The sequence below is a fragment of the Roseimicrobium gellanilyticum genome, assembly GCF_003315205.1.
Lineage (GTDB): Bacteria > Verrucomicrobiota > Verrucomicrobiia > Verrucomicrobiales > Verrucomicrobiaceae > Roseimicrobium > Roseimicrobium gellanilyticum.
In genome coordinates this window covers 32,556-58,699 of the sequence record NZ_QNRR01000001.1, presented here as the reverse complement: position 1 = coordinate 58,699, position 26,144 = coordinate 32,556, and the positions used below count along the sequence as shown (strand labels likewise).

Genomic DNA, 26,144 nt, shown 5'->3' with positions numbered 1-26,144 from the left:
GCTGGGGCGAACGCTCCCTCCCCGCGGCGGCCGCGACACCTACTCTCCGTAAAACACGAGCGCGACGATCTTCCAGCCGTTCCCCTCGCGCTTCAGTGTGAAAAGGTCCGTGCCACGCACTTCGGAACTGCCCTTCGTCAGCACCCAGGTGACTTCCGCCTGCACGCCCCGCATATCTCCCTGAAAGCGCATTTCCAGAGGCTTCTCCACCATGGGTTCCTTGGAGAGCTGATGCGCCATCTTCTGCCCATGCAGGAAATCCGTGAGCCCCTGGCTGCTCACCTTGTCATCCGCATCCAGCATGAGGATGCGCGCCTGGGGATGGAAGCAGGCACCGTAGCCATCCATGTCCTTGGCGGACCAGGTGGAGAAATAGGTATTCAGAAACGCGCGAATGTTCGCTTCATCAGGATGCGGGCCGGAGGGCGTCTTGCCTCCGGCATTGGTGCCTCCACACGAGGCAAGGACGAGGCAGGCCACCACCATGCACACGAAGGGCGAGGTCCACTTCCCCACCCGGTCTGCTGTCGTCTTCAATTTCGTATTCATCACGCTCTGGAAAGGCTCGCGGAGTCGTCGCCCTTTCCGGGCGGAATGCAAGCGACGCGTCCATCGCCCAATCTGGATTGGCGTGTGGCAATGGATGGCAGCAGTCCAAATGTGCGCATCTCCATGCAGCACCCACAGGTGCAGTCATCTTCGCTACGACACCTCATCCGGCAAGCCCATCGCCGAAAGCAGGCGATTGAGATCATCCACGCTGTAGTATTCGATCTCGACCTTGCCCTTCTTCTCGCCGTGATGAATGGCGATGCCAGTGGAGAGATGGCGCGTGAGGCGTGTCTGGATGGAATCGAGAGCCACCTTCAGCTCGGCATCCGGTGCGGATGGCTTCGGCTTCGGCGCGGGAGGATTGAGGATGCCCTCCACGAGCTTCTCCGTGGCACGCACGGTGAGCGACTTGCGAATGACTTCCTCCGCGGCAACCTCAATGTCCTCGGCCTTCTTCAGCGAGAGCAGCACCTTTGCATGACCGGTGCTCAGCTTGCCATCACGGAGGTAGTTCTGCACACCACCCGGCAATTCCAGAAGGCGGATGGCATTCGCCACGGTGGCGCGATTCTTGCCGACGCGCTGGGCAATGTCTTCCTGCTTGAGGCCGAACTCCTTCGCGAGACGCACATAGGCCTGTGCTTCTTCGAGGGGATTGAGGTTCTCACGCTGGAGGTTCTCAATGAGCGCCATCTCCAGCACATCCTTGTCCGACGCAGTGCGCACGATGACGGGCACTTCGCTCAGACCCAGCTCCCGACTCGCACGGAAACGGCGCTCACCGGCGATGAGTTCATGCTTGCCATGGACGAGGCGCACGATGAGCGGCTGGATGATGCCGTGCTCGCGGATGGAATCCATCAGCTCCGTGAGATGCTCGGGCGCGAACTCCTTGCGCGGCTGCAGCGGACTGGGCACCACCTCGCTGAGGGGAACTTTGCGAACGATCTCGCCCGGCGCGGGCTGCGGAGTGAAGGAGGCGGGCGCAGACGCAGGCGGTTGAGCGGCAGCCTTGCCGATCAATGCTCCGAGTCCTTTGCCGAGTGCTGGTTTAGCCATGGGAGGCGGAGAGTAGTACCCTTTGGGGAAATCTCAAGCTCGGTGGCGAGGGGGCTAGGAGCCTGTCTCGTCAGGGGTCCTTGCCTTTGCCGCTGTCCTCCTTGAAAGTGGCCCCAACCAGGCCGCGATGTCCCAAGCTCCAGACAAGCCAGATTCCCTTGATTCAGTGCCGGATTCCCATCTCGGGTTCGAATCTGCCCGCGATCTGGAAGCAATCAGTGCTCACATCAAACGCTATTGGGGATCCATCGAATTCGTTCTTCATGAGAAGAAGTCGTCCTTCGTGCACATTGATATCCACGTGGTGGCTCCAACTCCTGAGCGTCCCTATCGTGTGCTCATCACCTCCGGCATGAGTGACCGCCCTATGAAAGTGCGGGAAGGCGGCGAGGACTTCGGGTACGTCGAATTAATACTCGCGGTGCCGGACACTTGGCCGATTAACCACGCGAGCTTCTCCGATGAACGGAACTACTGGCCCATCCGGCAGCTAACGCGCGCCGCCCGAGCTCCGCATGCACACCAATACGACCTTTGGTACGCACACACCATTGCGGACGGAGAAGAACCTGAAGCGTTTGCGCCTGACGTTGGCTTCTGCGCAAACATCGTCTCGGTGCCCTTGTTGTGTGATGAAGAAGGGTGTTCTCTCAAAATTAGCCCGGAAAAACGAATTCATTTCCTCACCATCCTACCCATCTACCGGGAGGAATGGCAATTTGCCATGAAGTCAGGTTCCATGGCACTCCTTGAGAAGCTGGATGAGGCAGGTGTTGTCGAGGTGATAGTAAAAGATCGCGAGAATGTCTGTGCGTAAGACTCAAGAAACCGCCACATAATCAATCTCCATGAACTCCGCCACCTCCGGAATCCACCGCTCCTGCACAAAGCGGTCGTGGTCGGGGTGGCTGCTGTAGAAGTTGTAGGCTTCCTGCGAGGCGAACTCCATGGAGAAGCCGAAGGTGTAGGGATTCTTCACGCTGACCTGCCTCAGCGCCTCAAACTTCTCCACACCGGGAATGGCTGCGAGCTTCAGTCCGGCCTCAAGGAAGTCGCGCTCCTCGGCGGAGCCTGTGGCGTGTTTCAAACGGAAGACGACGGTGTGGCGGATCATGAGATGATGAAGAGGGGCATTGATGGAAGATGCGTGGTGGCTACTTCACTTCGGCAACCGCAGATACGCAATCAAATCCGCCAGCGACTGCGGGGTGAGCAACGCCTCCAAGCCATCGGGCATGAGGGACAGGTTGGAGCTTTGCAGTTTGTTGATTTCCGAGCGCAGCACGGGTTTGAGGCTGCCGTCCGCGAGGCGCAGGGTAACGCTGCTGCCGGTCTCGCTGGCGATGGCACCATACACCTGGCTGCCGCTCTTGAGGTCGCAGAAATAAGCGGTGAAGCCGGGCTCGATGATAGCGCTGGGATCCAGGATGGAAGTGAAGAGCTTGTCCGGTGGATGCTGCACCACGGAGCGCAGGTCCGGTCCCACGGCGAGGCCCACGCCTTCGAGCTGATGACAGGCGATGCAGGCTTGAGAGAATGTCTGCTTTCCTTTTGCCGGGTCACCGGTAAGCGAGAGCGCCGGGCGGAACTTGTCCAGCACCTGCTGGCGTGAATCGCGTGCCTTGATGACTTCACCTGCGAGCTTGCTCACCGCTTTCGCGGGATGCTTGAAAAGGCGCGTCTGCCGCTGCGCATCGAGGCTGCTGCTGGTGATGCGGCCTTCTTGGATCTCCTTTAACAACGTCAGCGCCCAGCCTTCCCTGCCAAGCAACGCATCCAGTACGGCTTCGCGCTGGCGCGGTGTGCGTTCGTTCCATTGCGCAAGCAACAGCGTTGGGATGCGCGGGTCTGATGATGAGGCCAGCAACGCGACGCACTCGCCGAAGGTTTCTGCTGATGCAGGCATCTGCATCCAACGCCCCACCAACTCAATGGCTCCACTACCTTCGCCGGCATCCGCCAACAGGATGGAAGCCGCGATGAGACGAGCAGCCGAAGGACTTGCGTCTCCACTGGCCGCAAACTCGCGCACCTTCTGCAATAGCGCACCCTTCGACTCCTTCAGCCTTTGCCATGCAGCGTCTTCAGGATGCTTTGCAGCCAGTGTGTCCAGGGAACTACCCGCATCACGCAAGGCTCGCAAAAGGGTGCTCACATTGCGAAGGGAGGGCTCGTCGCTGGTTTTTGCCTTCGCGAGTACGGGAGCCGCAAGGTCGCGCACGATGCCTGCATCTCCCGCTCCGAGCGCCGTGCGCACCACCGTCTCCATGAGGGTGGGATTCGACGATGCCGCATCTGCCAGCGCAGGCAGATGCGCGGTGGCGGAGCCCGCCAGTGCGGCGCGCTCCAGTGTGGCATCGGACTTCGCCAGAGCCAGTTTCACCAAGGCAGCGCTGGCCGCAGGATGTTTCCACTCGCCGAGGGAGCTGAGCAGTTGCAGGCGCACCTTCGCGTCGGAATCACCCGCGAGGGCTGCGGCCTTTTGAATCACCGCGGCGTCTTGAGTCTTCTCTGCGAGCCTCAAGGCACTCTCACGAATCCCTGGCACTGGGTCGGACAGGGCAGCGATGAGCTGAGCGCTTTGCAAGGCACCGAATCCGTGCAGCAGCCAGAGCGCATGAAGACGGGCGGAGGGGCTGGGATGATTTTGCAGGAAACCAATGAGCTGCGGCACCACGGATTTGTCCGCACGCCACAGCAACATCATGTGGGCCTTGTCGCGCAGCCAGCTGTTCGAACTGGCTAGCAAGGAGATGAGACCTGCACCATCCAGCCTGCTCAGGTCCGCATTGGCTGACGGCGCCTTCGTTCCCGCGAACACCCGATACATGCGCCCGCGATCATCGCCTTCGCGGTAATGCGCCAACAGTTCCTCCTTGCCCTGCGTGGGCAGCCACTGCGGATGCTCAATCATGTAGCGATACATGTCCGCCACCCACAGCGAACCATCCGGACCTGTGCGCACCATCACGGGACGACACCAGCGATCCTCACTGGCGAAGAAGTCGAGCTTCTCGGAAGCATCGCGCGATGCCTTGAAGGTCGCGCCGTCGTCCTCCAGCACGAGATGCTGCACTACATTGTGGAAGGGCTCGCAGACAAACGCATCCGTCACCCCACGCCGGCCAAACAAGGCATCGTCTCCATAGATGGTGGGGCCGCACGCAGAAGTGAAGCGACCTGCCTGGTCAAAGCTGTGGAAGCGCTTCTCCTGCGCACTGGCGGGAAACACACGAGCATTGGGCTCCGTGAGCATCACCTTCGGCGAAGGCGGTGCCACGTGAGGGTTGCGCCGCAGGTAACGGTCCTCCAACGCATAGTGCCAGAGGGGATAACTGTTCTGCACACCAAACCAGTGCCCCCAGGCATCCCGCGTGCGACCAAACTGCGCGGGGCCACTCAGCGGATCGATTTCACCTGTGTCCGGCTTGAAGCGGAAGTCGCGGCTGCCCAGTGCCACCTTCTCACCCGTGAGCGTGGAGGTGACATTCACGTCCTTGCCATAGTTCGCCGTGTGTCCACCATTCGCGCAGTACACCCAGCCATCGAGTCCCCAGCGGAGACCATTCACGCGAAGTTGCTGATTGCCTTCCATGAATCCAGTGAGCAGCGCCTTGCTCTCATCCATCTTGCCGTCGTCATCCTTGTCGCGCAGCAGCAGCACTTCCGGTGCGGCCGTGATGAGGCAGCCATCGCGCCACGTGAGGATGCCGGTGGGGAAACGCAGTCCTTCCGCGAAGAGTGTGCGCTTGTCGTATTTGCCGTCCTGGTTGGTGTCTTCGAGGATGGAAACACGACCGCCCGGCTTGCCATTGCCATCCATGCCGAGGGGATAGTCCGCCATCTCCACTACCCAGAGGCGGCCACGGTCATCCCAATCGAAGGCCACAGGGTCCAATACGAGTGGTTCCGCAGCGACGAGCTCGACAGCGAATCCCTTCGGCACATGGATGCGCTTGAGGGATTCCTCTGGAGAAAGCGCTGAGGTCTCCGTGCGAGCACGAGGCGGTGTGAGTCCAGAGGCACGGTAGTGCGCTGCCGCCTCATCGGCGGTGAGCACCCTGCTATAGAGAGCGACTTCATCCATCTTGCCCTCCAACCCCGCGAAGCCATCGCTGCGTCCGCCGAGGAAGACATCCTTCACGCCCTGCGGCAGCGTGTATTCCAGCTCACCTTCAATCTCGGGCTTGGTCTTCCCATCGAGATACACACGCACCTGATTCTTCGAGCGCGTGAGCACTACATGATGCCAGGTCTTCTGGGAAAGAAGCGTGGAACCCGCAAGGAGTTTGCGCTTGCCATCGCCGTTGTAGAACATGAGCCTTCCCGGAGACCCGTCCGCATGCGTGCCGCCGATGCCGAGGTGATCACCGGGACAGGAGCGGTCTTTATTCGGCCCGCGCGAGAAGAGGTAGCCTGTCACTGGACGGGCATCTTCCGGTAGTCCATTCCAGAACCAGAACTCCACGCTGTAGGTATCTCCCAGTTCCTTCACTGCACCATGCACACGGCCGCCAGCGAAGTGCATGGCGCGATTGATGTCTTTTCCTGAGAAGGCCTCACCTTCGGGACCTTCGAGATAGAGCGCCACGCCATCTTCGATATCGGCGGCATGTTCCTTCGAGCCTGTGGCATCACTGGCCTTCGGGATCACCGCTTCATCCAGCCTCCAATATGCCAGTGGGTTCGCTGCAAGGACCGCTTCCGCATACGCTCCCCTGCCCTGCGTCATGACGCGCCGGTTCAAGCCGGACACTTCCTCCGCAGCCTTCAGCAGTGTCTCCACAATCACCGGCTCCGCCTGCACCTCCAGGCCCGCCGTACGCGCAGGCCACGTGGTGTAGCCACCGAGCTTGTGCTGCTCCGGCGGTGGGATGTATCCCTCCGCGCCATTGGCCAGCTCAATATTGAAATGCGACGTGAAAGGAGACTGCGCCTTCAGCTTCAATCCGGTGAGGGCGAAGACTTCATTCGGCAGCGTGGTGATGCCGAGATCACCGATGCGCAGCGCCTGCAGCACGAGTTCTGTCTTCTGCTTCTCGTGCAGCAGGATGGCCTCGTTCGCATAGATCTCCGGCTTGCTCGTGGGGAGCCGGTCCTTCACTACTGCCATGGTTTCACGCGCCCACTTCAGGCGGGCCTCATCCGGCACACGATACGTGAGCGGAATCTTCTTCTCCACGATGCCGAGCGGCACGCTGTCGCGGAACTCCACCTTCCCCCACGCCTCCAGTGCCCGCTTCGCCACCGCTTCTGCATAGGCATCCATGGAGATGTTCTGCTTGGGCTTGCCGTAGTCCATCCACATGAGGTCGCCGCTGGTGCCCTGCGACATCATGGCAACGAAGGGGCCTTCGCTGGACGACTGACCCAGCAGCTTCGCCACATGCTTGCAGAAGGCGCCGTAGTAATCCGCCGACACCGCCGAGGCGCCGAAGTAGTGCTGCGAATAGTTCGCGAAGAGCGCGAGGGGTTTGCCGTCCTTCGTTTGCAAGGCCAGCACGCTGAGTCCTGGATCCACTGGTCCGGAGGGGCCCACATGATTGGGGCTTTCATACCCCGGATGCATCATGGCACGCACCGTGGGATTTCCGAAGGGGTCGCTCTGGATGCGGTCCGGTCGGTAGATCCAGCGGCGGTTGTGCGTGTGCTCCCAGTCGTCCACCGAGGCCCAGCCGACCTTCGCGGGTTGCAAGTTCTTGAGCGCCGTCATCATCGCCTCCGCGACCTTACCCGGCAGCCACTTTGTGTACTCGGGGTCCGCACGGCTGCCGAGGCAGCCCATGGCCGCAGGTGCACTGTGCGTGTGCGTGGCAGACACAGTCATGTGGGACATGGCCAACCCGGTCTCCTTCGCCACGATAGCTTTCGCCTGATCGATGACCTCGCGCGGCATCATGCATGTGTCCACCACGCAGAGCACTAGCCTGGTGCGGCCATCATCCATCGCGATGGCGCGTGCATGCAGCTTGTCATTGGCCTGCTGCGCGAGTCGTTCGGTGAAGTTTCCATTCACGATGACGGGGAACTTCTGCGGGGTGATGTCGATCGCGGCAACGCCAGCGCGGAAGGCGGGTGCCGCTTCCTGCGCAGATGAAGGGCGAGCTCCGACAACCAGAAGCGCGAGGGTGCAAAGGAGAAAGGCAGCGCGTGTCATGCGGGCAACATCTACCCGCGACGTCCCACGCATATTTCAACGCGCTCGTTCAACCTCGGCACCTTGGAAGAAGAATACGGCAGGCGGGCACTTAAGTACCATGGGATACGTGTATGAATCGCCGCGAAACGAACACGCACCCAAGCCCCCGAAGCACCATCCACTCTGCACCTGAGCGCCCCTCCACAATTGCCTTCCGCTCCCAGTTGCCACCAATCACAATCAGGAGTAGAAATTCCCATGGGCCGGAGACCTGTGACTTTCTTCACCACCATCTTGGGACTGGCAGTCGCGCTGTCCACAGCCGCATTCGCGGAAACGCCACCTCACTCCCCGGACATCCCAGTCCGCGACGGCGACATCATTTTCCACCGTTCGCTGACGAGCCAGGCGGCCGCCATTGCAGCGGCGACGCACTCGGAGTTCACCCACATGGGCGTCATCTTCATCGAGGATGGGAAGCCGGTCGTGTACGAGGCGGTGCAACCCGTGGGCAAGGCACCGCTCGACGAGTGGATCAAGCGCGGGGACAAAGAGCACTATGTTATCAAGCGGCTGAAGGACCCGTCCAAGCTGGACACGGTGGCGCTCAAGAAGGAAGTCACCACCATGCTGGGCAAGAACTATGACTGGCTCTTTGAGTGGTCGGACGAAAGCATCTACTGCTCGGAACTCGTCTGGAAAGGTTACGACCGCGCCTCCGGTATCAAGCTGGGAGAGCTCCGCACCTTGAAGGAACTCGACCTCTCCCACGCCGCCGTGCAGAAGATTCTGAAGGAGCGCTACGGGGACAAGGTGCCCTATGCGATGGAGGTCATCTGCCCGTGCGACGTCTTCAGCTCGCCACTGCTGGAGACGGTGGAGACTAAATAGGTTGCCTCGCTTGTTCGCCCTCATGCCTTTTGGCCGCCTCTCCCCCATCGCGCAGGTCACAAATCGGATTGAGCGTGAGATTGAGAAGATTGCCAGTGAGGCGTCCAAGGAGAAAGTCTGGGTTACTCACTATGGTGCAAACGACATTCATCCGAGGCATCTCGTGTATTGGATCTGCGTCCGTTCGGACCATGAAAAGGACCGGCTGCAGCGGGACGTCCTGCTGAATACGCGACTAAGGGAGCTTCTCACCATTCACAACTACCCTGTCGAAGGGCGCGAGGAAGTTCATATTGGCTTCGAATCCCACGAGACCGTCGACCGCGAATCTGGAGGCAATTGGTGGGTACACTGGAAGTAGAACGCGTAGCGAACATCCACAGAGAGGCCCTTGCTCCCGGAGGGAGCGTGGAACGGCAGCCGGTGGTGGAGACCTGTAATCAGGTCGGGAACCACCGGATCACGTAGACCAAAGATGTTCCGTCCCGGAGGTGACGGCGGAAGGATGTGGCGCGGTTGTTTAAGGGTACTGTCACCATGTCAGCCTCTTCCGGCGTGCCCTCCGGGACGCTGGGAAACTCCATCCCTAGATCCGGTGGTTGTGGTCGCTGAGGCTCCCGGCACCACGGGCTACCATTCCGCGCTCCCTCCGGGAGCAATACAGGATGGCCCAACATTTCGACTCTACCCCATCAGTGCCCGCCCCACCCCTCCCCCTTTCCCGCTTGCAGTCCCTCCCCCAGCCCGCTATCTCCCCCGGTGGAACCCACGGACAATGATTACAAGGTGAAGCTGGAGGTCTTTGAAGGCCCCCTCGACCTGCTGCTGTACCTCATCAAGAAGGATGAGATCGACATCTATGACGTCTCCATCGAGCGCATCACCAGCCAGTACCTGAATTACATCGATACCTTCAAGGCCCTGAACATCGAGCTGGCCAGTGAGTTCATCGTGATGGCGGCCAACCTCATGTACCTGAAGAGCCGCGAGCTCCTGCCCAAGGACCTGCAGCCGCCGGATGAACAGGCGGAGGAAGACGACCCGCGCTGGGAGCTCATCCGCCAGCTGGTGGAGTACAAGAAGTTCAAGGACGCCGCCCAATTCCTTGGCCAGCGCGAGAGCAAGGGTGCCGAACTCTTCACCGCCACGCCAGAAATCCCCGACCTCACCACGCCCGAGGAAAGCATCGCCGAGGTGGGCATCTTCGACCTCATCCGGGCCTTCCAGAAGGTGCTGCGGAAGTTTGAGGATACGCACACGCTGCGAGAGATCGTGGATGACCGGTGGACCGTCAGCGACAAGATTGATCACCTCCTGGAAATCGTGCCCGTGGGTGGGCGCGTGCGTTTTGATGAACTCTTCAGCGCCGCCACGAGCCGCAGCGAGGTGATTGTGACCTTCCTCGCCATGCTGGAGCTCATGAAGCTGCACTTCCTGGAAGTGGAGCAGGAGCGCGTGCTCGGTGAGATCGTGGTGGTGCGTCCCTCGGACAAGATTGATGAGCTCGCCGCGACGATTCCCCCGCACATGCAGCTCGCCGCGGGGATGAAGCAGAAGTCAGATGATGCGGAGGAGGAGGGCGACGAGACACCCAAGGACCTCGCGCTGGAGTCGTGATTGGTTGATGGTTTTGGGTTGATAGTTGATAGCCTGAGAAGAGCCGACAAACACAGGAGGGGTAGTAGCCCTTTTGTGCGTGCGACCGCAGGCCCAAGGAGGGGGAACGCCTCGTTCCCCCCCTTGGGCCTATGGCGATGTCATGGAGCGTTCACGCACCTCCGCCGACCAGAGTCCAGCGCTCCCAGGGCTTGCAGACCTCAGCGTCCCTCTTTGCGTTTTTTGCGTTCTTTTGCGGCCATTCCTCAAGTGTGACCATTCACGATGTGACGTCGCACTTGTTGCGGCATGGGGTTGCTCGCGCTAAACTCGCGCCATGTCTTCCTACGCTGATTTGGGAAACACCACGTCCATGCGCTGGCTGCCGGACCCGCGAGTCGCGCCGCATGCGCAGGCCATCGAGGAGCGGGTGGGGAACTTTGCTGCACACATCCGTCCTGCGACGTTCTCGGAATTCCTGGACCCACTCATGGTGCGGCTCTTCGCCGATTGCCTCCGCGATGCCGGGGCGCATGAAGGCGTGGTCTGGCTCGCCGACAAGGAGCAGAAGTTCCTCCTCTGCGCCTACAACCAGGGCCCGCACTCAGATCGGCTGAACAATCTCAAGGTGCCCGTGGATACCGGACTCTCCGGCATGATTCTCGCCACGCAGCAGCCGTTTTGTGAGAACAACCTCTCGCAGAATCGCGCCGGGGCCAGCACGCTGGAGGAGCGGCTGGGTGTCATCATGTGCAGCCGCGTGCTTGTGCCCTTCTTCATCGCGGGGAAGATGCGCGGCGTGCTCGCGGCCTATCAGTTCAAGGACACCCTCGGCTGCCCTGAGCCCGGTGGTTTCACCCCCGAGGCGGTGGAGGAGCTGAACCTGCTTTCACGTCTCATGGGGCGCCTGCTCGACCACAAACTGCTCTGTGCCGCCATCGGCCTGGAAGAGGATTGATTGACCGAGCATGTCCGGCCCCTCTTCCAGATGGATCACGCCTGAGCAAGCTGCCGCCGCCATGCGCAACGGACGCGGGCGAGGCATCCGCGTGGCTGTGCTGGACTCGGGTGTGGAGTGGGACCATCCCGACCTGAAGGATGTAAAAATCGCCGATGACCTGTGCATGGAGGAGAGCATGGGCATCCTCGAAGCACAGCCGGGAAATCGCACGGACCTCTTCGGCCACGGCACGGCGGTCGCCAGCATCATTCATGAGATGGCTCCGGAGGCGGAGATTGGCAGCTTCCGCGTGCTGGATGCGAAGAACCAGTCGCAGAGCGAAATGATCTGCTTCGGCGCACGGCTCGCCCTGGAGCGTGGCTATCACATCCTGAACTGCAGCTTCGGCGCACGGCTGAAGTCGCAAATCCTCATGTTCAAGGACTGGGTGGACGATGCCTATCTGGCGGGCATCCACGTGGTGGCCGCGTGCAATAACGATGACTTCCGCAAGCCCGAGTGGCCCGGGGATTTCACCAGCGTGATCACGGTGAACATGCTGGATACCCCGCAGCGGGACATGATTTTCCGGAATCCTCCCGGCACCCTGGTGGAATTCGCCGCGCTGGGGGTGCAGGTGAATGTGCCGTGGAAGGGGGGCATCCGCCGTGAGGCCACCGGGAGCAGCTTCGCCGCGCCGCGTGCCGCCGGACTTCTGGCGAGGATTCTCTCCGTTTTTCCGCACACTTCCCCCTTGCAGGCCAAGTCCCTGCTGCAACAGATAGCCAGCGGCCTCCCGGACCGGAAACGCCTGCGCCTGCCCACGCTCGCGTCACAACCGGCTCCGGCCTGACATGCACTCTCCAAGCATATCAAATCTCATTTTCTCCGCCGCAACCCCAACCCTTCCCCGTTTCCGTTTCAGCCTGACTATCATCAGCATTTCTTAAAAATTCCACTCCCGCCATCGCCATGCATGCCGTCGCCACTCCTACCGCATCTCTTTCCATCCTGGTGCCCCGCACCCTTCTGCCTACGGAGGGTGACGAGCTGGTCCTCGCCAGCCAAGAACAGCGCGTCGGCAATACCACGGAGCTCTTCAATGTCTTCCAGGAGCTCGCCGCCACCCGTGCCGCGACCTTCGTGATGCACAACAACGACGTCTCCTATGACGGCGACCTGGACGACGACAGCACCCTGCAGCTCCTGAGCATCTCCCCTGAGCCGGAGAGCCACCTGCCCCTCATCGAGGCCCGTCCGGCCATGAGCTACTTCGACTGGGCTGGGGTGATTCGTGAAGTCGGCCACGCCATGCTCCATGAGCACTTCCTCGGCACGCCGGAGGAACTGGCCCGCATCTTCTCGGAGGCTGTGCGCGAGGTCAGCACCATCGCTGCCGCTGGGTTCAAGGGTGAGGCCGTGCCTCTCCTGACCGTGAAGCTGGAAGAGGGCGTCGCGAAGATTTCCTTCCTGGGCATCTGGCTGGCCGATGGTCCCAGCATTGAAGAAGTGCGCCGCACCATCCCCGGAGCCTCCTGGCAGGAAAGCACCGGCCTTGGCCAGAGCAGTTGCATCCTGCTGGACGCCGCCGAAGTCGAGGGCCGCGGACTGAAGGAAGCCGTGCTCAGCGCCGCCATGCTCGCCATGGTCTTCGGCACCGCCACCTCCGCCCAAGCCGCCGACCCCATCACCCGCCCCACGAATTCCCGCCTTGCCTCCTTCTTCGGTGGCGACACCCGGCCCGGTGATGCCCTGCCGGTGAAGTCCCAGAAACTGGTGCAGGACGCCCCCCGTGTGTACAAGGAAGTGATGGCCCGCCAGCACAGCGACCTGCGCATCGTGATCGTCATCGGCCAGCAGCGCGCTTACATGCTGAAGGACGGTGCCATCGCCTTCGAAACTCCCATTTCCAGCGGTCGCGGCCCTCGCATGACGAAGCGCGGCACCTTCACCATCACGGAGAAGATTCGCAGCGGGAAGATTTCCACCATCTACAAGTGCCCCCTGCCCGGCTGGATGCGCATCGGCGACCTGCCCATCGGCATGCACGAGGGTGAGCTCCCCGGCTACCCCGCCTCCCACGGCTGCGTGCGCATGCCGATTGAGAGCGCCCACTTCATCTTCGACAACGCGCCGAGAGGTACCACCGTCCAGATTGTGGATAACTGGACTCCCCCGACTGCGAACGCCGGTACGGTCATCGCCTCGAACTAAGGACGACTGGCCCAACGTAGAAGGCTTCTCCAGAAGCCTTTCAGCCTCAGCCCCATCTCTCCAAAGCGGCAGGACTCACCTCCTGCCGCTTTTTCGTGCCACGCTCCGCGATTCTCAAGAACCATCGCTCAACAACTGCTCAGCCACCGCTCAGCAATCGCAAACGCGCTACTCCCCTTTTTCCTTGCCCCTTCTGGCTTTTCCCTCAAAGTGCCCATCCGCATCGCATCGCCATGGAACTCAGCCGCATCGTTGAAGCTCTCCTTTTCGCCAGTCAGGAGCCCCTGACGGTGACGGACATCGTACGCGCCATCCAGAGCACCGTGCGCGAGGCCAAGGAAGAGATCAAAGAGGCGAAGGATGCCGGCAAGGAAAATGTCCCCGAGCTCGACGAGGAAAAGGCCGCTCTGGAATCCGTGAAGGACGAAGACGTCCGCGCCGCGCTGGATGCCCTGGCGGACCACTACGAGAAGGACGAGCGCAGCTTCACCATCGTGGAACGCAGCGCTGGCTGGAGATTGTGCGCCTTGGGCAGCTTCGGCGAATGGTGCCGCGCGCTGTATCCCGGCAAGAAACCCCAGCGTCTCAGCGGTCCCGCCCTGGAGACCCTGGCCATCGTGGCCTACCGCCAACCGATTACGAAGTCCGCGATTGAAGCCGTGCGCGGTGTCTCTGTGGACGCCATGGTGCAGCAGCTCCTTGACCGCAACCTTCTGAAAATCGAAGGCCGCGCCGACCTCCCCGGTCGCCCGCTGCTGTATTGCACCACCGACCTCTTCCTCGACCACTTCGGCATCCGCACCCTGGATGACCTTCCGAATGCCGCCGAATTGCGCCGCGTGAAACTTCCGACGCCGGAAGACGTCGCCGTGGCTAATGAGAATGCTGGCACCGAAGCGGGTGCGGTGGGTGAAGAAGAGACGAAAGTCGCGAAGGGGAAAGCAGCGGGAGATGACACGCCGGAGCTGTTGCTGGCGGGGGAGTGAAAGAGTTCTCACAAACGCTTCGAAGCGTTCTGTACTTCCGAGGCTCCGCCTCGGAGCTTCCTTATGGACAATTCACCTCTCTTCCCACCTACCCCATCCGTCCGCTCAAATACCGCTCCGTCTCTTCCTTCTCAGGGGCGGTGAAGAGTTTCATGGTGTCGTTGAACTCAATCAGCTTGCCGAGGTAGAAGAAGGCGGTGCGGTCGCTGACGCGGACGGCCTGCTCCATGTTGTGCGTCACGATGACAATCGTGTACTGCTCCTTGAGCTGGGTGATGAGTTCCTCAATCTTCGCGGTGGCGATGGGATCCAGAGCGGCGCAGGGCTCGTCCATGAGGACGACTTGCGGCTTCACGGAAAGGGTGCGGGCGATGCAGAGGCGCTGCTGCTGACCACCGGAGAGGCCGAGGGCGCTTTCATGCAGGCGGTCCTTCACTTCATCCCAGAGCGTGGCAGAGCGGAGGCTGCGCTCGACGGTTTCGGCGATGACCTTCTTGTCCTTCTCACCAGCCACCTGGAGTCCATAGGCGACGTTCTCGTAGATGCTGCGGGGGAAGGGATTGTACTTCTGGAAGACCATGCCCACCTTGCGGCGCAGGGCGATGACATCGAGATGCGGGTGATTGATGTCCAGGCCACCGAGGGTGATGTTTCCCTTCGTGATGCGAGCGCCATCAATCAGGTCGTTGATGCGGTTGATGCAACGCAGCAGGGTGGACTTGCCGCAACCGGAAGGCCCGATGAAGGCGGTCACCTCCTTGTTGGCAATATCCAGGGAGATATCGAAGAGAGTCTGCTTCGAGCCGTAGCAGAAGTCGACTCCGTTGATCTTCACCTGCGGTCCTCCCGTGGTGGACGCTTGCGTGCCTTTGGCGAGATTGAGGGCTGGGGCAGTAGCGGTGGACATGGGGAAGGGATAAGGACAGGGGAAATGGGACAAGGGCCGTGACCCGGAGGTGTTCGCTGATGAGCGCGATTGTGGGAGGCTTCGAGCTTCAGTTCTCAGGCTATCGACTATCAACTCTCAACCATCGACCCTTCCTCAGCTGAACTGGCCGCGGATGTAGTCCTCGGTCTTCTTCTGCTGCGGGTTGCTGAAGATGGTGGTGGTGTCGGCGAACTCGATGAGCTGGCCGAGGTACATGAAGGCGGTGAGGTCAGCCACGCGGCGGGCCTGCTGCATGTTGTGCGTGACGATGACCACGGTGTATTCCTTGCGCAGGGCGACGATGAGTTCCTCCACCTTCAGGGTGGCGATGGGGTCGAGCGCGGAGCAGGGCTCATCCATGAGGAGGATGTCCGGCTTCACGGCCACGGCGCGGGCGATGCAGAGGCGCTGCATCTGGCCACCGGACATGCCGAAGGCATTGGTCTTCAGACGGTCCTTGGTTTCGTCCCAGAGGGCAGCTTCACGCAGGGCGCGTTCGCAGGCCTCATCGAGCACCTTCTTCCGCTTTTCCCCGGCGATGCGGAGTCCGTAGACCACGTTCTCGTAGATGCTCTTGGGGAAGGGATTGTACTTCTGGAAGACCATGCCCACCTGGCGGCGGAGTTGGGTGGTATCCACATCCGCATCATAGATGTTCTTGCCCTTGATGATGACCTTGCCCTTGCCGATGTGGGCGCCGGGGATGCGGTCATTGATGCGATTGAAGCAACGCAGGAGGGTGGACTTGCCGCAACCGGAAGGTCCGATGAAGGCGGTCACCTGGTTCGCAGGAATCTCCATGTTGACGCCGAAGAGCGCTTGCTTGGCGCCATACATGAAGTCCATGCCACGCACGGAGATGATGCCTTCCTGCTGTGTGGTCGACACAGCTTCGGCGTGTTCCTGGGGCTCGCTGGGCGCGGGGGGCAGATCCACAGAGGAGGTACGGGGTTGTGGGGGGGCGGCTACCATTTGTATTTGGCGCGGAGTTTGCGACGGAGCAACACGCTCGCAGTGGCAAATGCGAGCACGATCACCAGAAAGACGAACACCGACCCATATTGGGCGCGCTCTGAGTACTCACTCTGCGGGATGCGCGCGGCGATGGTGTAGATGTGATAGGGCAAGGCCTGCACGGACTCCGTGAGGGAGGCAACGCCCTGACTCGAGCCATTGACGACTTCCCCCATCCAGCCCGGATTCTCGACCAGGGGCCAGGCGCCGTCATTCTGCCAGGGCAGCTTGTCCTTGAAGGCCAGAGCGGCGGTGAACATGATGGGCGCGGTCTCGCCAGCGGCACGGGCGATGCCGAGGATGCTGGAAGTGAGGATGCCCGGCATGGCAAAGGGCAGCACGCTCTTCCAAATGGTCTGCCAGCGTGTGGCGCCCAGCGCGAGGGAGGTCTCACGGAAACCTTGCGGCACCGCGCGGAGGCACTCCTCGCTGGCGGTGATAATCACCGGGAGAATGACAAAGGCTAGCGTGAAGGCGCCGCTCATCACACAGGCATCCCAGCCCTGGAAGCTGAGCTTCGTGAAGCCGAGCGGTATGACCAGCAGCGAGCGATCCAGGGGCACATCCGTAAAGACAGGCGCACTCAAGACAAAGATGCCGAGGCCGAAGAGACCGAACACCACGGAAGGCACGCCGGAAAGATTCAGGATGGCCAAACGAACTATCTCGATGAACCGGCCATGCTTGGCATACTCACTCAGGTACACCGCTGAGGAGATGCCGAGGAACAGGGCCACCACGATGCAGACCGCGACCAGCAGCACAGTGCCGACAATCGGACCGAGAATACCACCGCCGGAGTAGGAGATGGTCTTCTCCGAGCGCAGGTTGTCACCGAGCTTGGCCTTGATGACGTCAGAGCCCTTGGGGTCCGTCTCGTACTTGTTGCCTTGCTTGTCTTCGAGGACGTGAAGCGTCTCGGGCAGCTTGGTCAGGAAGTCATTTGCCACATAAGGGAAGCTCGATGTGGTGCGGAACTGTCCAAACACCACCGGCGCACCCTTGATCAGGATGTGCCCGAAGATGAAGAACACCGCCACGAGGATGGCATACGTGGCCGCGCGCAGGACCTGCTTCCACAGGAACTCATAGAGCTCCTTGTTGGTCTTGGGCCTGGCGAACGGATTTGGAATGACGCCGGAGGTCGATGGATTCGCGGGGGCGTGCATGAGACTAGATCTTGGGGAGCTGGAATTTCTTCACGACGAGGCGGGAAGCCCAGTTGATGAAAAGGGAGATGATGAAGAGCAGGATGCCCACCATGAAGAGGGCCTGCCAGTGGGAGCTGCCGCGGGAGACTTCACCCAGTTCCTGCGCAATGATGCCCGTGAGCGTGTGTGCAGGTTGGAAGACGGTGCCGATGCCATCTGAGAAGTCGGGAATCGCGATGCGGTTACCCGCGACCAGCAGCACCACCATGGTCTCGCCGACGATACGGCCAAGGCCCAACAGCATCGCTGCGAGAATGCCGGAGATGGAAGCCGGTACGATGACCCGGAAGACGGTCTGCAGCTTCGTGGCGCCGAGCGCTTCACTGGCTTCACTGAAGGCACGTGGCACGTTGTTTATGGCGTCCTCGGCGAGGGAGAACATTGTGGGAATGGCCATGAGCGCGAGCAGCACACCGGCATTGAACATGTTCAGGCGTTCCTGCACGGGGAAGCCGGGAATCCAGGAAAGCCAGGGAATGCCGCTGGTGGATTTGATCAAGTCACCCAGCACCGAGATACCGATGAAACCCAGCACCACGGATGGGATGGCCTGGATGAACTCGATGAGCGGCTTCACAATCTCCTGCTCACGCAGCGAGGCGAACTGATTCACATAGATGGCCGCACCCACGCTGAAGGGCAGGGCGATGACCAATGCGGTGAGAGCAATCACCAGCGAACCCGTGAGGAGGGGCAGCACGCCGTAGAAGTCCTGCCAGGAGCTGTTCGTAATCCAGTCACCTCCGAAGAGGAAGGACGTGAGCGCCTGCGTCATGGGCACGGGCTTTTCCCAGCTCCACTCCTTCATGCGCGGCACGGAGGCCTCCACGGTCTTGAGGTGCTTGGGGAAGTCCTTGCGGAAGTGCTCCATCAGGTCGTGGGCCTCTTTCGTTTCCGGCTTGGCGGGAAGTGCGGCGGAAGCTTTCTTGATGGCCTCGATGTATGGCTGCACCAGCTTCTCATAGTCAGGCAGTTTGGCCACAATCGGCTCGATGGCGGACTTGTAATCGATTTCCGTGGTGTCCGTTTCCGCGGCATCCTTCTCGAAGGCAGCCTTCTGCTCGGGAGTCTTCGCGGTGGCGGCGGCCTCCAGGAGCTGGGTCCTTGCATCTTCCGCCATGTGCTGCTGCACGGCCTTTTCCTTGGTGGCCAGTGCAAGCTCCTTCATGGAGTCATGCACTTCCACGACGGGTTCGGAAGCAGCTTCGAATTCATCCACCGCGCTCACAAAGGCGGCGAACTTCTCCTTCGCCTCGGCGTCCTTCTTGGCGGATTCGGCGAGCAGGGACTGGATGAAGGGAGGGAAATCCTCCTGGTCAGGCTGGAGGGAGTTCAGCTCGGCGATGAGCTTTTCCTTCTCCTCCTTGTTGAAGATATCGGAGATGGTCTCCGTGGCCACGGCGATGTGCGTGGCATCCGTCACGCTCTTGCGCAGCTCAGCGATTTTCTCCGGCGGCGTGGCGGGCTCGGTTTTTTCCAGCGCTTCTTCGAGGGCCTCGCGCTGGAGGGCGGCCTTCTCTTCCACGTGGGTCTTCGCGAGCAGAGCGGCATCGCGGCGGTCGCGGGAAGGTTTGGAAACGGTGTTGAGGTCGGCGCCAAGTGCGCGCTTCAAACGGCTGAGGAGTTCCTCGTGTTCCGTGAGTGGCTTCTGGACATGGTCGCAGAACTCAAGACCCGCCTTGCGATACACTGAGAGCTCGTGGCGGTAGGTATCAAGGAAGCCGCCCTTGAGCGTGGGATAGGGCAGGAAGCCGAATGCCTTGCCCACTTTGATGGGCCCCTCCGAAATGAGGGACCACATGATGAGCACCAGGGTGATGATGGTGACCGTCGCGCAGGTGCTGAAGAAGGCCCGGATGACCTTCTGGCGATCCATGCGCAGCCCCAGGAAACCGGGCGGCTTGATGAGGTCGGATTCAATCTCGCGGCTGACGCTTTTTTCGGTGCTCATGCAGGGGAGTTGCTGCGGCGTTTAGGCGGGACAGAAAACCCGACGGAAGAAGTGTTGTCCACTGTCTCCCGTCGGGTTGCGGGTGAAACGTTTGTCAGATAACCCAGTGAATTACTTCACCTGGGAGACCGGGATGAATCCGACCACCTCGGAGATCTTGTCACCGGCGGGGCTCTGCACGAAGTCGATGAAGGCCTTGATGTTGCCGTCCGGCTTGCCGTTCACGTAGAGGAACGTGGGGCGGCTGTAGGGATACTTCTTCACGGACTCCACGGAGGGAGCGTGGCCGTCCACTTCAGCCACCTTGATGCCCTTGGCCTTGATGTAGGCGTAGCCCACGTAGCCGATGCCGTTCTTGTTGCTGGCCACTTCCTGGGCGATCTGCTCGTTGCCGGCCATCTTCTGGCTGCTGGAAGCGTAGTCCTTGCCACCCATGGCGAGGGTCTGCCAGTCCTTGTAGGTGCCGGAGGAGGTGTTGCGGGTGTACACGGAGATGGGGCCGGGGGTGCCGCCGACTTCGCTCCAGTCCTTGATGGCGCCGGTGAAGATGCCAGCGACCTGCTTCTTGGTCAGGGTCTGTACAGGATTGCTCTTGTTCACCACGACCGCGATCATGTCCCAAGCCACATTGTACTCCTGGAGGAACACGCCCTTGGTCTTGGCGAAGGTGCGCTCGTCGTCCTTCACCTTGCGGGAGGACATGCCGATTTCGGCGGTGCCAGCCGAGAGGTTGGTGAAAGCAGTCGTGGAACCTTCCGCCGCGATGTCGAAGCTGACACTGCCGCCCTGCTTCTTGAAGCCTTCCGCCCACTGCGGAACAAGCTTGGCGCCCAAGGTGTCCGAGCCGCGAATGCGCAGGACGCTCTGGGCCTGGAGACCCGCCGTCATGGCGATGGCGAGCAGCGAAGTGATGATAGTGGATTTCATGCTTTGGTATCTGGTGTTGTGTTGGCAAACTGGCCACAGGCCAGCATGCAATCACCAATGCGGGAAGGCTTCGCAGGGGCAACCCACCGAGGGTGAACAAAATGTCACATTGCCTTTTGAAGCAACGCTTCAGGTCTCTTTTTGGTACCCTCTCCCGGATTTCAGGATAAATTATTCCTTAGCACCATGGAGAATCACCGGGGCACTCTCAAATATGAGACATTTAACCAGAAAACGTTTCATATTTGCACTAATTTAACGGGTGATAATCTAATTTTCACAATTTGGATTTGCACTTGTGAGAATTTGAATGAATATTTACTCTCAACCGCAAGAGAGTATGAGCACGTCCACCGCCAAGCATTCTCAAGACTCTGGAAAATCCGGCTGGGGTTTCCCCCTCGTGATTGGGTTCGTGGTTTCCAGTGTGTGGATCCTCTCCCAGGCTAGCTTTGCCAGCCTGGGCAATGCCCCCGGCTACGACCAGAGCAGCGCCCTGCTGATAGGCACTGCCGGTCTCATGTACATGACGCGCCGCCGCCGCCGGGTGCGGAATTGAGGCCGGGGTGCCTGGTGGGACTTTCGTCCGATTTGACCCTGAAGGCCCATCCAGCGACGGTGTGAGAGACGTGCCACTTCTTGACGAAGCGGTTCTTTCACCGCAAGCTATCCCTCTGCCCTTGTCCAGTCCATGCGTGGCCCCCGTCTCAAATTTCCCCTTGCCCTGCTGGCCCTGATTTCGGGTCCAGTTTCCCAAGTGGTCGCCCAGCAGCAGCTCACGCTAAAGGCACTGCCCGCCGAACCACCCCCTGCGGAATCCAGCGCCAAGAAGGAGCTGAAGGCGACCTGGCGCACCGATAAGGAGGCCCGCACGCTCATGCTGAACGTGCCCGCACCGCGCGGCCAGATTGTGGACCGCAACGGCGTGCCCCTCGCCCAGACGCGGGTGGTGCAGTACCTGGCGCTGAGCTTCCCCTTCCTTGGAGAGAAGGCAGCGGACCGCGAGATTCTTGAGTTTGCCCACACCCGCCTGCGCAAGGTGAATGCCGCGCTCGGCAAGGCATGGACGATGCCGGATGACCGGCTGCTCAGCCACTACAAGAACCGCCGCTGGCTGCCTCTGGTCTTCACCTACCAGGACAACATCCTGGAGGAGGTCAATGGGGACCAGCAGCTCCGCCTCTTCGACCTGCTGCGCCCCGGCAGCGGCGTGGTGCTCCAGGCAGCGTACATGCGCTACTACCCGAAGGGTGCCTGTGCTCCTCACATCATTGGATACACCGGCCGTGTGCGGCAGCTTCCCACCGGCCCCATTCAGGATGGTGACCCGCTCTTTGAAGAAATCGAAGGTCGCAGCGGCCTGGAGAAGACGTTCGACAAGGACTTGCAGGGCCGCCCGGGCGTGACCTCGGTGCTCTTCAATCCGGATGGCTCGAAGGATGCGGAGGAAGTGCAGCGCCGCCCCATGCCGGGTAACAACGTGGTGACCTCCCTCGACTTCAACTTCCAGAAGTACGTGGAGAATGCGCTGGCCAAGCACACCCGCAGCGGCGCGATGGTCATCATGGACGTGAAGACCGGCGACGTGCTCGCCATGGGTTCCTTCCCCATGTATGACCCGAATCTCTTCTGCCCGGGCATCACGGATGTGAACTACGCCCGCCTGAAGATGGACAAGCGCGAACCGCTGTTCGCCCGCGCCTACCAGTCGACCCTTCCTCCAGCGTCGACCTTCAAAATCATCGTGTCCCAGGCAGCGCTGGAAACTGGGGAAATCACGCCTCGTACCGCCTATTATTCGGGAACCAGCCTCTGGATTGGCAATCAGGAGTTTCGCAACTGGAGCAAGGAGCCCGAAGGTTCCATCAATGTGGTGACCGCCATCAAGCGCTCGACCAACACGTGGTTCTACCAGGCAGCACTTCAAATCGGCGCCCAGCCCATCACGGACATGGCCCAGCGGTTCGGCTTTGGAGAAAAGACCGGCATCCCTCTGGAAGGTGAGCCTACGGGCTTTGTCCCCACGGATGCGTGGATGATGCAGAAGTACGGCCACCGCATGCAGGGCGGCGACATTGCCAACCTGTCCATCGGCCAGGGACGCACGCTGGTGACCCCGCTGCAGGTGGCGCAGTCCATGTGCGGCATCGCGGACGGCAATGTGATGCCCCAGGCGCGTCTGGTGAAGCAGGTGCAGGACCCGCAGGACCGCGTGCTTCAGCCCTTCCCCGTCACGGTGAGGCGCCGCATCGCGCTCGACCCTGCGGCTCGTGAAACGGTGGTGAAGGGCATGATTGCGGTGGTCAACGCGTCGGGTGGCACGGGTCGGAATGCCCAGCTCGACAGCAAAATCAACATCCAGGTGGCGGGCAAGACCGGAACTGCCCAGTGGGTGGCGGACAATCCCAGAACCGATGAGAACGATGAGCGGCAACTGGCTTGGTTCACCGGATTCCTCCCGGCGAACGATCCGATGTACGCCTTCGCGGTGGTGTACGAGGGTGCTCCCGGAGAAACGGTGGGCGGTGGGCGCATCGCAGCTCCCATCGTGAGCGAAGTATTTGAGAACGTTTACAACAACGCTCCGCCTGACGATCCGCTGGTGCTGCTGGCTCATTCGAAGGATGCTCCCAAGGCCATTGCCATCTCTGACGAAGACGAGCAGACGGATGGCGAAGCTTCCAGGCCGGATGGAGTGGACGTGCCGAGGCAGGAGTTCCAACCACCGCCGCCTCCCCAGCAAGAAAGGCGCACGGTCGGCGGGTTTTTCCGCAAGCTCTTCGGAAGAGAGTAGAGATTTGCTTCGCGCCCAGCGGCCCACCAGCGTATCGGTTGCCAGATTCATGCAACTCCTTCTCGCGACCCTTTGCGACTCAGCCGCTGACTACCAGGGCAAGTTGTGCGTGCTGGGAGCATTCGACACGCTGTGCGCGCAGGAGTTTCCCGTGGAGCATCCCCAGTGTTCCCTGGCCGTGCGCCTCATGTTCTACCCGGATGATGTGGGCCGCCACAACCTGAGCATCCAGCTCGAGGATGAAGTGGGCCAGGCGGTGATGCCTCCTTTCTCCGCGACCATGGATGTGGTGCTGCCACCCAACTCGGTGCCCTTTGTCACCCGCAATCTGGTGCTCAACCTGCAGCGCCTGCGTTTTGAGGAACCCGGGGTGTACCGCTTTGAAATCAAGCGGAACGGCAAACCCATGATCTCCCTGCCGCTGCGTGTCGCCCGCATGGAAGAGATGCGTCCCACCATGGGACCCGCGGGTTGACCCTTTCTCCCGGACACACGGTCACAATAAATTTACCAAGCATGGAACGCGTCGGCTGCTTCCCATACGATATCCCGGCGCTCACTCCTGCGGATGGAGCTTCTTCACCGGCACGTCACCTCCGCGACCAGACCACCTCACCTCAACACCATCCTCCGGCTCTATGAGTTCCTCCCTAGACGTGCCTCCTTTTTCCGCCGAGACGACCCATGCGAAGTCGCCGGTGCGGCAGCTCTCCGTCTTCCTCCACAACCGCGTGGGCGCACTGCTCTCCCTGGTGAAGCTGCTCAACGAACATCAGATCGAAGTGCTCGGACTCAGTGTGCAGGACAGTGTGGACCTCACGCTGGTGCGCGTGATCGTAACGGACCCGGCGCGTGCAGAGGAGGTATTCACCGCTGCGGGGCACTCCTGTGCCAGCAAGCCCATTGTGGTGGTGGAGCTCAAGCAGGGCGTGCATGACCTGGGCCACGCGCTCAGCGGACTTCTGGCGGCGGAAATCAACATCCACCACTCCTACCCACTGATGGTCCGGCCCAATAGCGGCAAGCCACTCCTGGCGCTGCATGTGGATGACCCGGAAGTGGGCAGCGAGTCACTGAGCAAGTGCGGCTTCAAGGTGCTGTCGCAGGACGAGCTGGCGAGGTAATACCAAAAGAAGGTGAAACCGAGTCTCTATATAAAGGCGTCGGACTACCTGGAAAGGTTCATCCGGCAAGGGTGTCTATGGAACGCGGACATGGCACAGGCTCAAGGAGCGGGAACGCTTCGTTCCCGTAGGTGAAAGGGGTGTGCACCTTGGTGTGATGCTGCACGGACAGCATCACACCGCTCCTGATTCGCCTGAAGCCGAAGCCACTTTCTGCGCTCACTTCACCCCATACGTCGCCGTGAGATAATCCACGAGCACGGTCATGTCCTCTGGCAGGGGAGCGGCGTACTTGTCCTTCATCTTTTTCACCGTAGCCTCCCAGAACTTGCGGGGCATGGGTGGCTGGGTGGAGACGTACTCGGTGGAGTGGCAGTTCATGCACAGGGCCTGCGCCAGCTCCGCACCCTGGCCTGGCTTGTAGACATTCGTTTCTGCAGGCCACTCCGAATCGGGGATGTTGCCGGAGTCCTGGGACATCGCTGGCGATGCCATCAACGCAGCTACCGCGAGCAGGGGTAGAAGTTGCTTCATAGAGAAAAATAGAAAAAGGTGTGCAAGGGAACAGAGCGATGGACTCAGCCCACGCTCACGCGGGTGGTCTCCACGACATTGCGCATGTAGCCCGCAGGATTCCAGAGTGGCTCCAGCGGTTGTGTTTCGCCGAGGCGATTCGTCGCGCGGCACTTCAGTTCCACCTCGCCGTTTTGCGAGGGCGCCCAGTCGAAGGTCCAGGGGCGGAAGGAATAGCGTCCATGATCCTTGCCCAGGACCGCGGTGCGCCACGTCTTGCCGCCATCATCAGACACGGTGACATCCGTGATGCCACGGCCCGCATCAAACGCGATGCCACTGAGCTGTATGGCCCTCCCCTTCTCCACCTTCGCGCCTGTTTCATGGCTGGTGATGAAGGAGCGGATGGTGAACTGCGTGATGGGCACTGTGCTCGCAGGTGTGGTGCCCGGCTCAATACAACCACCCGGTGTGGCGGGGATGCGATACCCTGCCGCCATGAAGAAGCCATCGAAGGCATCCTTCACCACGGTGAGTTCATTGAGGTGCTTGATCCAATAGGTGCCGAAGTATCCCGGCACCACGAGACGCAAGGGATAGCCATTCAGCAGCGGCAGCGGTTCGCCATTCATCTCCCACGCCAGCAGGATTTCGCCATCGAGTGCGTGATCCACCTCGAGCGCCTTGATGAAGTCAGGCGTCTGCGGGAGTGGTGCGGTATCGAGTCCGTTGCACACCACCTGCTTCGCACCTTCCTGCAGGCCTGCCTTGTTCAGCACGTCCTTGAGCCGGACGCCGCGCCAGCGCGCATTTCCCATGGCGCCATGGGCGAGCTGGCCACCGCCGACGCGTGGCTTGAAGAAGCCGCGGCTGTTGCCGGAGCACTGGTTCACCGCGACGACTTCCGTGTTCTCGAACTGCGTCTTGAGTTCATCCAATGAAAGTGCCAGTGGAGATTTCACCAGGCCCTTCACCTCCAGGCGGAAGGTCTTCACATCAATCTTCCGCGGGATGTTCTGCAGGTGGTACCGGACGAAGAAGGCGTCATTCGGCGTGAGCACCCCTTCGCGAAACACCGAGAAAGGTGTCTCAAGCTGGGGCGGACGTTGCGTGAGCAGGATGAGCGGGCGCTTCTGGGGAAACTTCACCAGGCGGCGTTCGCCGTTTTCAAACGGAAGGGTGATGGTTTCCTCCGCAGGAAGGTGTGATACACCAGCGAGTGTGCCGACAGCCAGTGCAGTCTGCCGCATAAACTCCCGCCGTGAGGGTCGCAATGCATGTTCCATAGTTACAGAATCGTCACAA

Annotated in this window: 23 protein-coding genes; 12 read left to right on the top strand and 11 right to left on the bottom strand. The window is 60.9% G+C overall.

Annotated elements, in window-relative coordinates:
• Window positions 1-39 precede the first annotated feature (39 nt).
• A complete protein-coding gene (locus DES53_RS00230) occupies window positions 40-549 on the bottom strand; it encodes a nuclear transport factor 2 family protein (protein ID WP_113956202.1) in 510 nt (169 codons plus the stop codon).
• Window positions 550-702: 153 nt separating this feature from the next.
• Window positions 703-1,611: a ParB/RepB/Spo0J family partition protein gene (locus DES53_RS00225; protein WP_113956201.1), complete on the bottom strand. Its 909-nt coding sequence runs from the start codon at window positions 1,609-1,611 to the stop codon at window positions 703-705.
• Between the two features lie 127 nt (window positions 1,612-1,738).
• On the opposite strand from DES53_RS00225, the gene DES53_RS00220 reads away from it, so the two are divergent.
• Window positions 1,739-2,428: a suppressor of fused domain protein gene (locus tag DES53_RS00220; RefSeq protein ID WP_113956200.1), complete on the top strand. Its 690-nt coding sequence runs from the start codon at window positions 1,739-1,741 to the stop codon at window positions 2,426-2,428.
• 3 nt (window positions 2,429-2,431) lie between these two features.
• Here DES53_RS00220 and DES53_RS00215 read toward each other — a convergent pair whose 3' ends face one another.
• Together DES53_RS00215 and DES53_RS00210 are read right to left on the bottom strand one after the other, a co-directional pair.
• A complete protein-coding gene (locus DES53_RS00215; RefSeq protein ID WP_113956199.1) occupies window positions 2,432-2,725 on the bottom strand; it encodes a Dabb family protein in 294 nt (97 codons plus the stop codon).
• Between the two features lie 45 nt (window positions 2,726-2,770).
• Complete coding sequence (locus tag DES53_RS00210) at window positions 2,771-7,768, bottom strand: PVC-type heme-binding CxxCH protein (RefSeq protein WP_170156748.1); 4,998 nt, start codon at window positions 7,766-7,768, stop codon at window positions 2,771-2,773.
• A gap of 240 nt (window positions 7,769-8,008) precedes the next feature.
• Here DES53_RS00210 and DES53_RS00205 point away from each other — a divergent pair, with 240 nt between their 5' ends.
• From DES53_RS00205 to scpB, 7 genes are all read left to right on the top strand, one after another.
• Window positions 8,009-8,641, top strand: a complete 633-nt coding sequence (locus tag DES53_RS00205) for a YiiX family permuted papain-like enzyme (protein WP_113956197.1) — start codon at window positions 8,009-8,011, stop codon at window positions 8,639-8,641.
• Between the two features lie 22 nt (window positions 8,642-8,663).
• Window positions 8,664-9,002: a hypothetical protein gene (locus DES53_RS00200; protein ID WP_113956196.1), complete on the top strand. Its 339-nt coding sequence runs from the start codon at window positions 8,664-8,666 to the stop codon at window positions 9,000-9,002.
• 398 nt (window positions 9,003-9,400) lie between these two features.
• The gene (locus DES53_RS00195) at window positions 9,401-10,258 is read left to right on the top strand and encodes a segregation and condensation protein A (protein WP_113956195.1); all 858 of its coding nucleotides are present in this window, start codon (window positions 9,401-9,403) and stop codon (window positions 10,256-10,258) included.
• 316 nt (window positions 10,259-10,574) lie between these two features.
• On the top strand, window positions 10,575-11,195 hold the full coding sequence (locus DES53_RS00190) for a GAF domain-containing protein (protein WP_113956194.1): 621 nt from the start codon (window positions 10,575-10,577) through the stop codon (window positions 11,193-11,195).
• A 10-nt stretch (window positions 11,196-11,205) separates the two neighbouring features.
• Complete coding sequence (locus DES53_RS00185; protein ID WP_113956193.1) at window positions 11,206-12,030, top strand: S8 family serine peptidase; 825 nt, start codon at window positions 11,206-11,208, stop codon at window positions 12,028-12,030.
• Window positions 12,031-12,149: 119 nt separating this feature from the next.
• Entirely contained in the window at window positions 12,150-13,391 is a 1,242-nt protein-coding gene (locus tag DES53_RS00180; protein WP_113956192.1) for a L,D-transpeptidase, read from the top strand.
• Between the two features lie 233 nt (window positions 13,392-13,624).
• The gene (scpB, locus tag DES53_RS00175) at window positions 13,625-14,377 is read left to right on the top strand and encodes an SMC-Scp complex subunit ScpB (protein ID WP_113956191.1); all 753 of its coding nucleotides are present in this window, start codon (window positions 13,625-13,627) and stop codon (window positions 14,375-14,377) included.
• An 88-nt stretch (window positions 14,378-14,465) separates the two neighbouring features.
• On the opposite strand, the gene pstB (DES53_RS00170) is transcribed toward scpB, so the two are convergent.
• The 5 genes from pstB (DES53_RS00170) to DES53_RS00150 all read right to left on the bottom strand — a co-directional run bounded on the left by pstB (DES53_RS00170) (window position 14,466) and on the right by DES53_RS00150 (window position 20,408).
• Window positions 14,466-15,284, bottom strand: a complete 819-nt coding sequence (pstB, locus tag DES53_RS00170) for a phosphate ABC transporter ATP-binding protein PstB (RefSeq protein ID WP_113956190.1) — start codon at window positions 15,282-15,284, stop codon at window positions 14,466-14,468.
• A 135-nt stretch (window positions 15,285-15,419) separates the two neighbouring features.
• A complete protein-coding gene (gene pstB, locus DES53_RS00165) occupies window positions 15,420-16,277 on the bottom strand; it encodes a phosphate ABC transporter ATP-binding protein PstB (protein ID WP_113956189.1) in 858 nt (285 codons plus the stop codon).
• Window positions 16,271-17,488 carry a phosphate ABC transporter permease PstA gene (pstA, locus tag DES53_RS00160; protein WP_113956188.1) on the bottom strand — a complete coding sequence of 406 codons (1,218 nt, stop codon included), beginning with the start codon at window positions 17,486-17,488 and terminating at the stop codon, window positions 16,271-16,273. The genes pstB (DES53_RS00165) and pstA overlap by 7 nt, the downstream gene beginning before the upstream one ends.
• A 4-nt stretch (window positions 17,489-17,492) precedes the next feature.
• Window positions 17,493-19,481 (bottom strand): phosphate ABC transporter permease subunit PstC, encoded by a 1,989-nt coding sequence (pstC, locus tag DES53_RS33385; protein WP_211325399.1) that lies wholly within the window; start codon window positions 19,479-19,481, stop codon window positions 17,493-17,495.
• 111 nt (window positions 19,482-19,592) lie between these two features.
• The gene (locus tag DES53_RS00150; RefSeq protein WP_113956187.1) at window positions 19,593-20,408 is read right to left on the bottom strand and encodes a phosphate ABC transporter substrate-binding protein; all 816 of its coding nucleotides are present in this window, start codon (window positions 20,406-20,408) and stop codon (window positions 19,593-19,595) included.
• Window positions 20,409-20,748: 340 nt separating this feature from the next.
• On the opposite strand from DES53_RS00150, the gene DES53_RS00145 reads away from it, so the two are divergent.
• From DES53_RS00145 to DES53_RS00130, 4 genes are all read left to right on the top strand, one after another.
• Window positions 20,749-20,967 carry a hypothetical protein gene (locus DES53_RS00145; protein ID WP_113956186.1) on the top strand — a complete coding sequence of 73 codons (219 nt, stop codon included), beginning with the start codon at window positions 20,749-20,751 and terminating at the stop codon, window positions 20,965-20,967.
• Between the two features lie 132 nt (window positions 20,968-21,099).
• Window positions 21,100-23,202, top strand: a complete 2,103-nt coding sequence (gene mrdA / locus DES53_RS00140) for a penicillin-binding protein 2 (protein WP_113956185.1) — start codon at window positions 21,100-21,102, stop codon at window positions 23,200-23,202.
• A gap of 49 nt (window positions 23,203-23,251) precedes the next feature.
• The gene (locus tag DES53_RS00135) at window positions 23,252-23,677 is read left to right on the top strand and encodes a DUF6941 family protein (RefSeq protein WP_113956184.1); all 426 of its coding nucleotides are present in this window, start codon (window positions 23,252-23,254) and stop codon (window positions 23,675-23,677) included.
• Between the two features lie 163 nt (window positions 23,678-23,840).
• On the top strand, window positions 23,841-24,326 hold the full coding sequence (locus DES53_RS00130) for an acetolactate synthase (RefSeq protein ID WP_113956183.1): 486 nt from the start codon (window positions 23,841-23,843) through the stop codon (window positions 24,324-24,326).
• Between the two features lie 219 nt (window positions 24,327-24,545).
• Here DES53_RS00130 and sorB read toward each other — a convergent pair whose 3' ends face one another.
• Both sorB and sorA read right to left on the bottom strand, forming a co-directional pair.
• Window positions 24,546-24,860: a SorB family sulfite dehydrogenase c-type cytochrome subunit gene (gene sorB / locus DES53_RS00125; protein ID WP_113956182.1), complete on the bottom strand. Its 315-nt coding sequence runs from the start codon at window positions 24,858-24,860 to the stop codon at window positions 24,546-24,548.
• Between the two features lie 44 nt (window positions 24,861-24,904).
• A complete protein-coding gene (sorA, locus tag DES53_RS00120) occupies window positions 24,905-26,089 on the bottom strand; it encodes a SorA family sulfite dehydrogenase catalytic subunit (protein ID WP_245958057.1) in 1,185 nt (394 codons plus the stop codon).
• Window positions 26,090-26,144 lie beyond the last annotated feature (55 nt).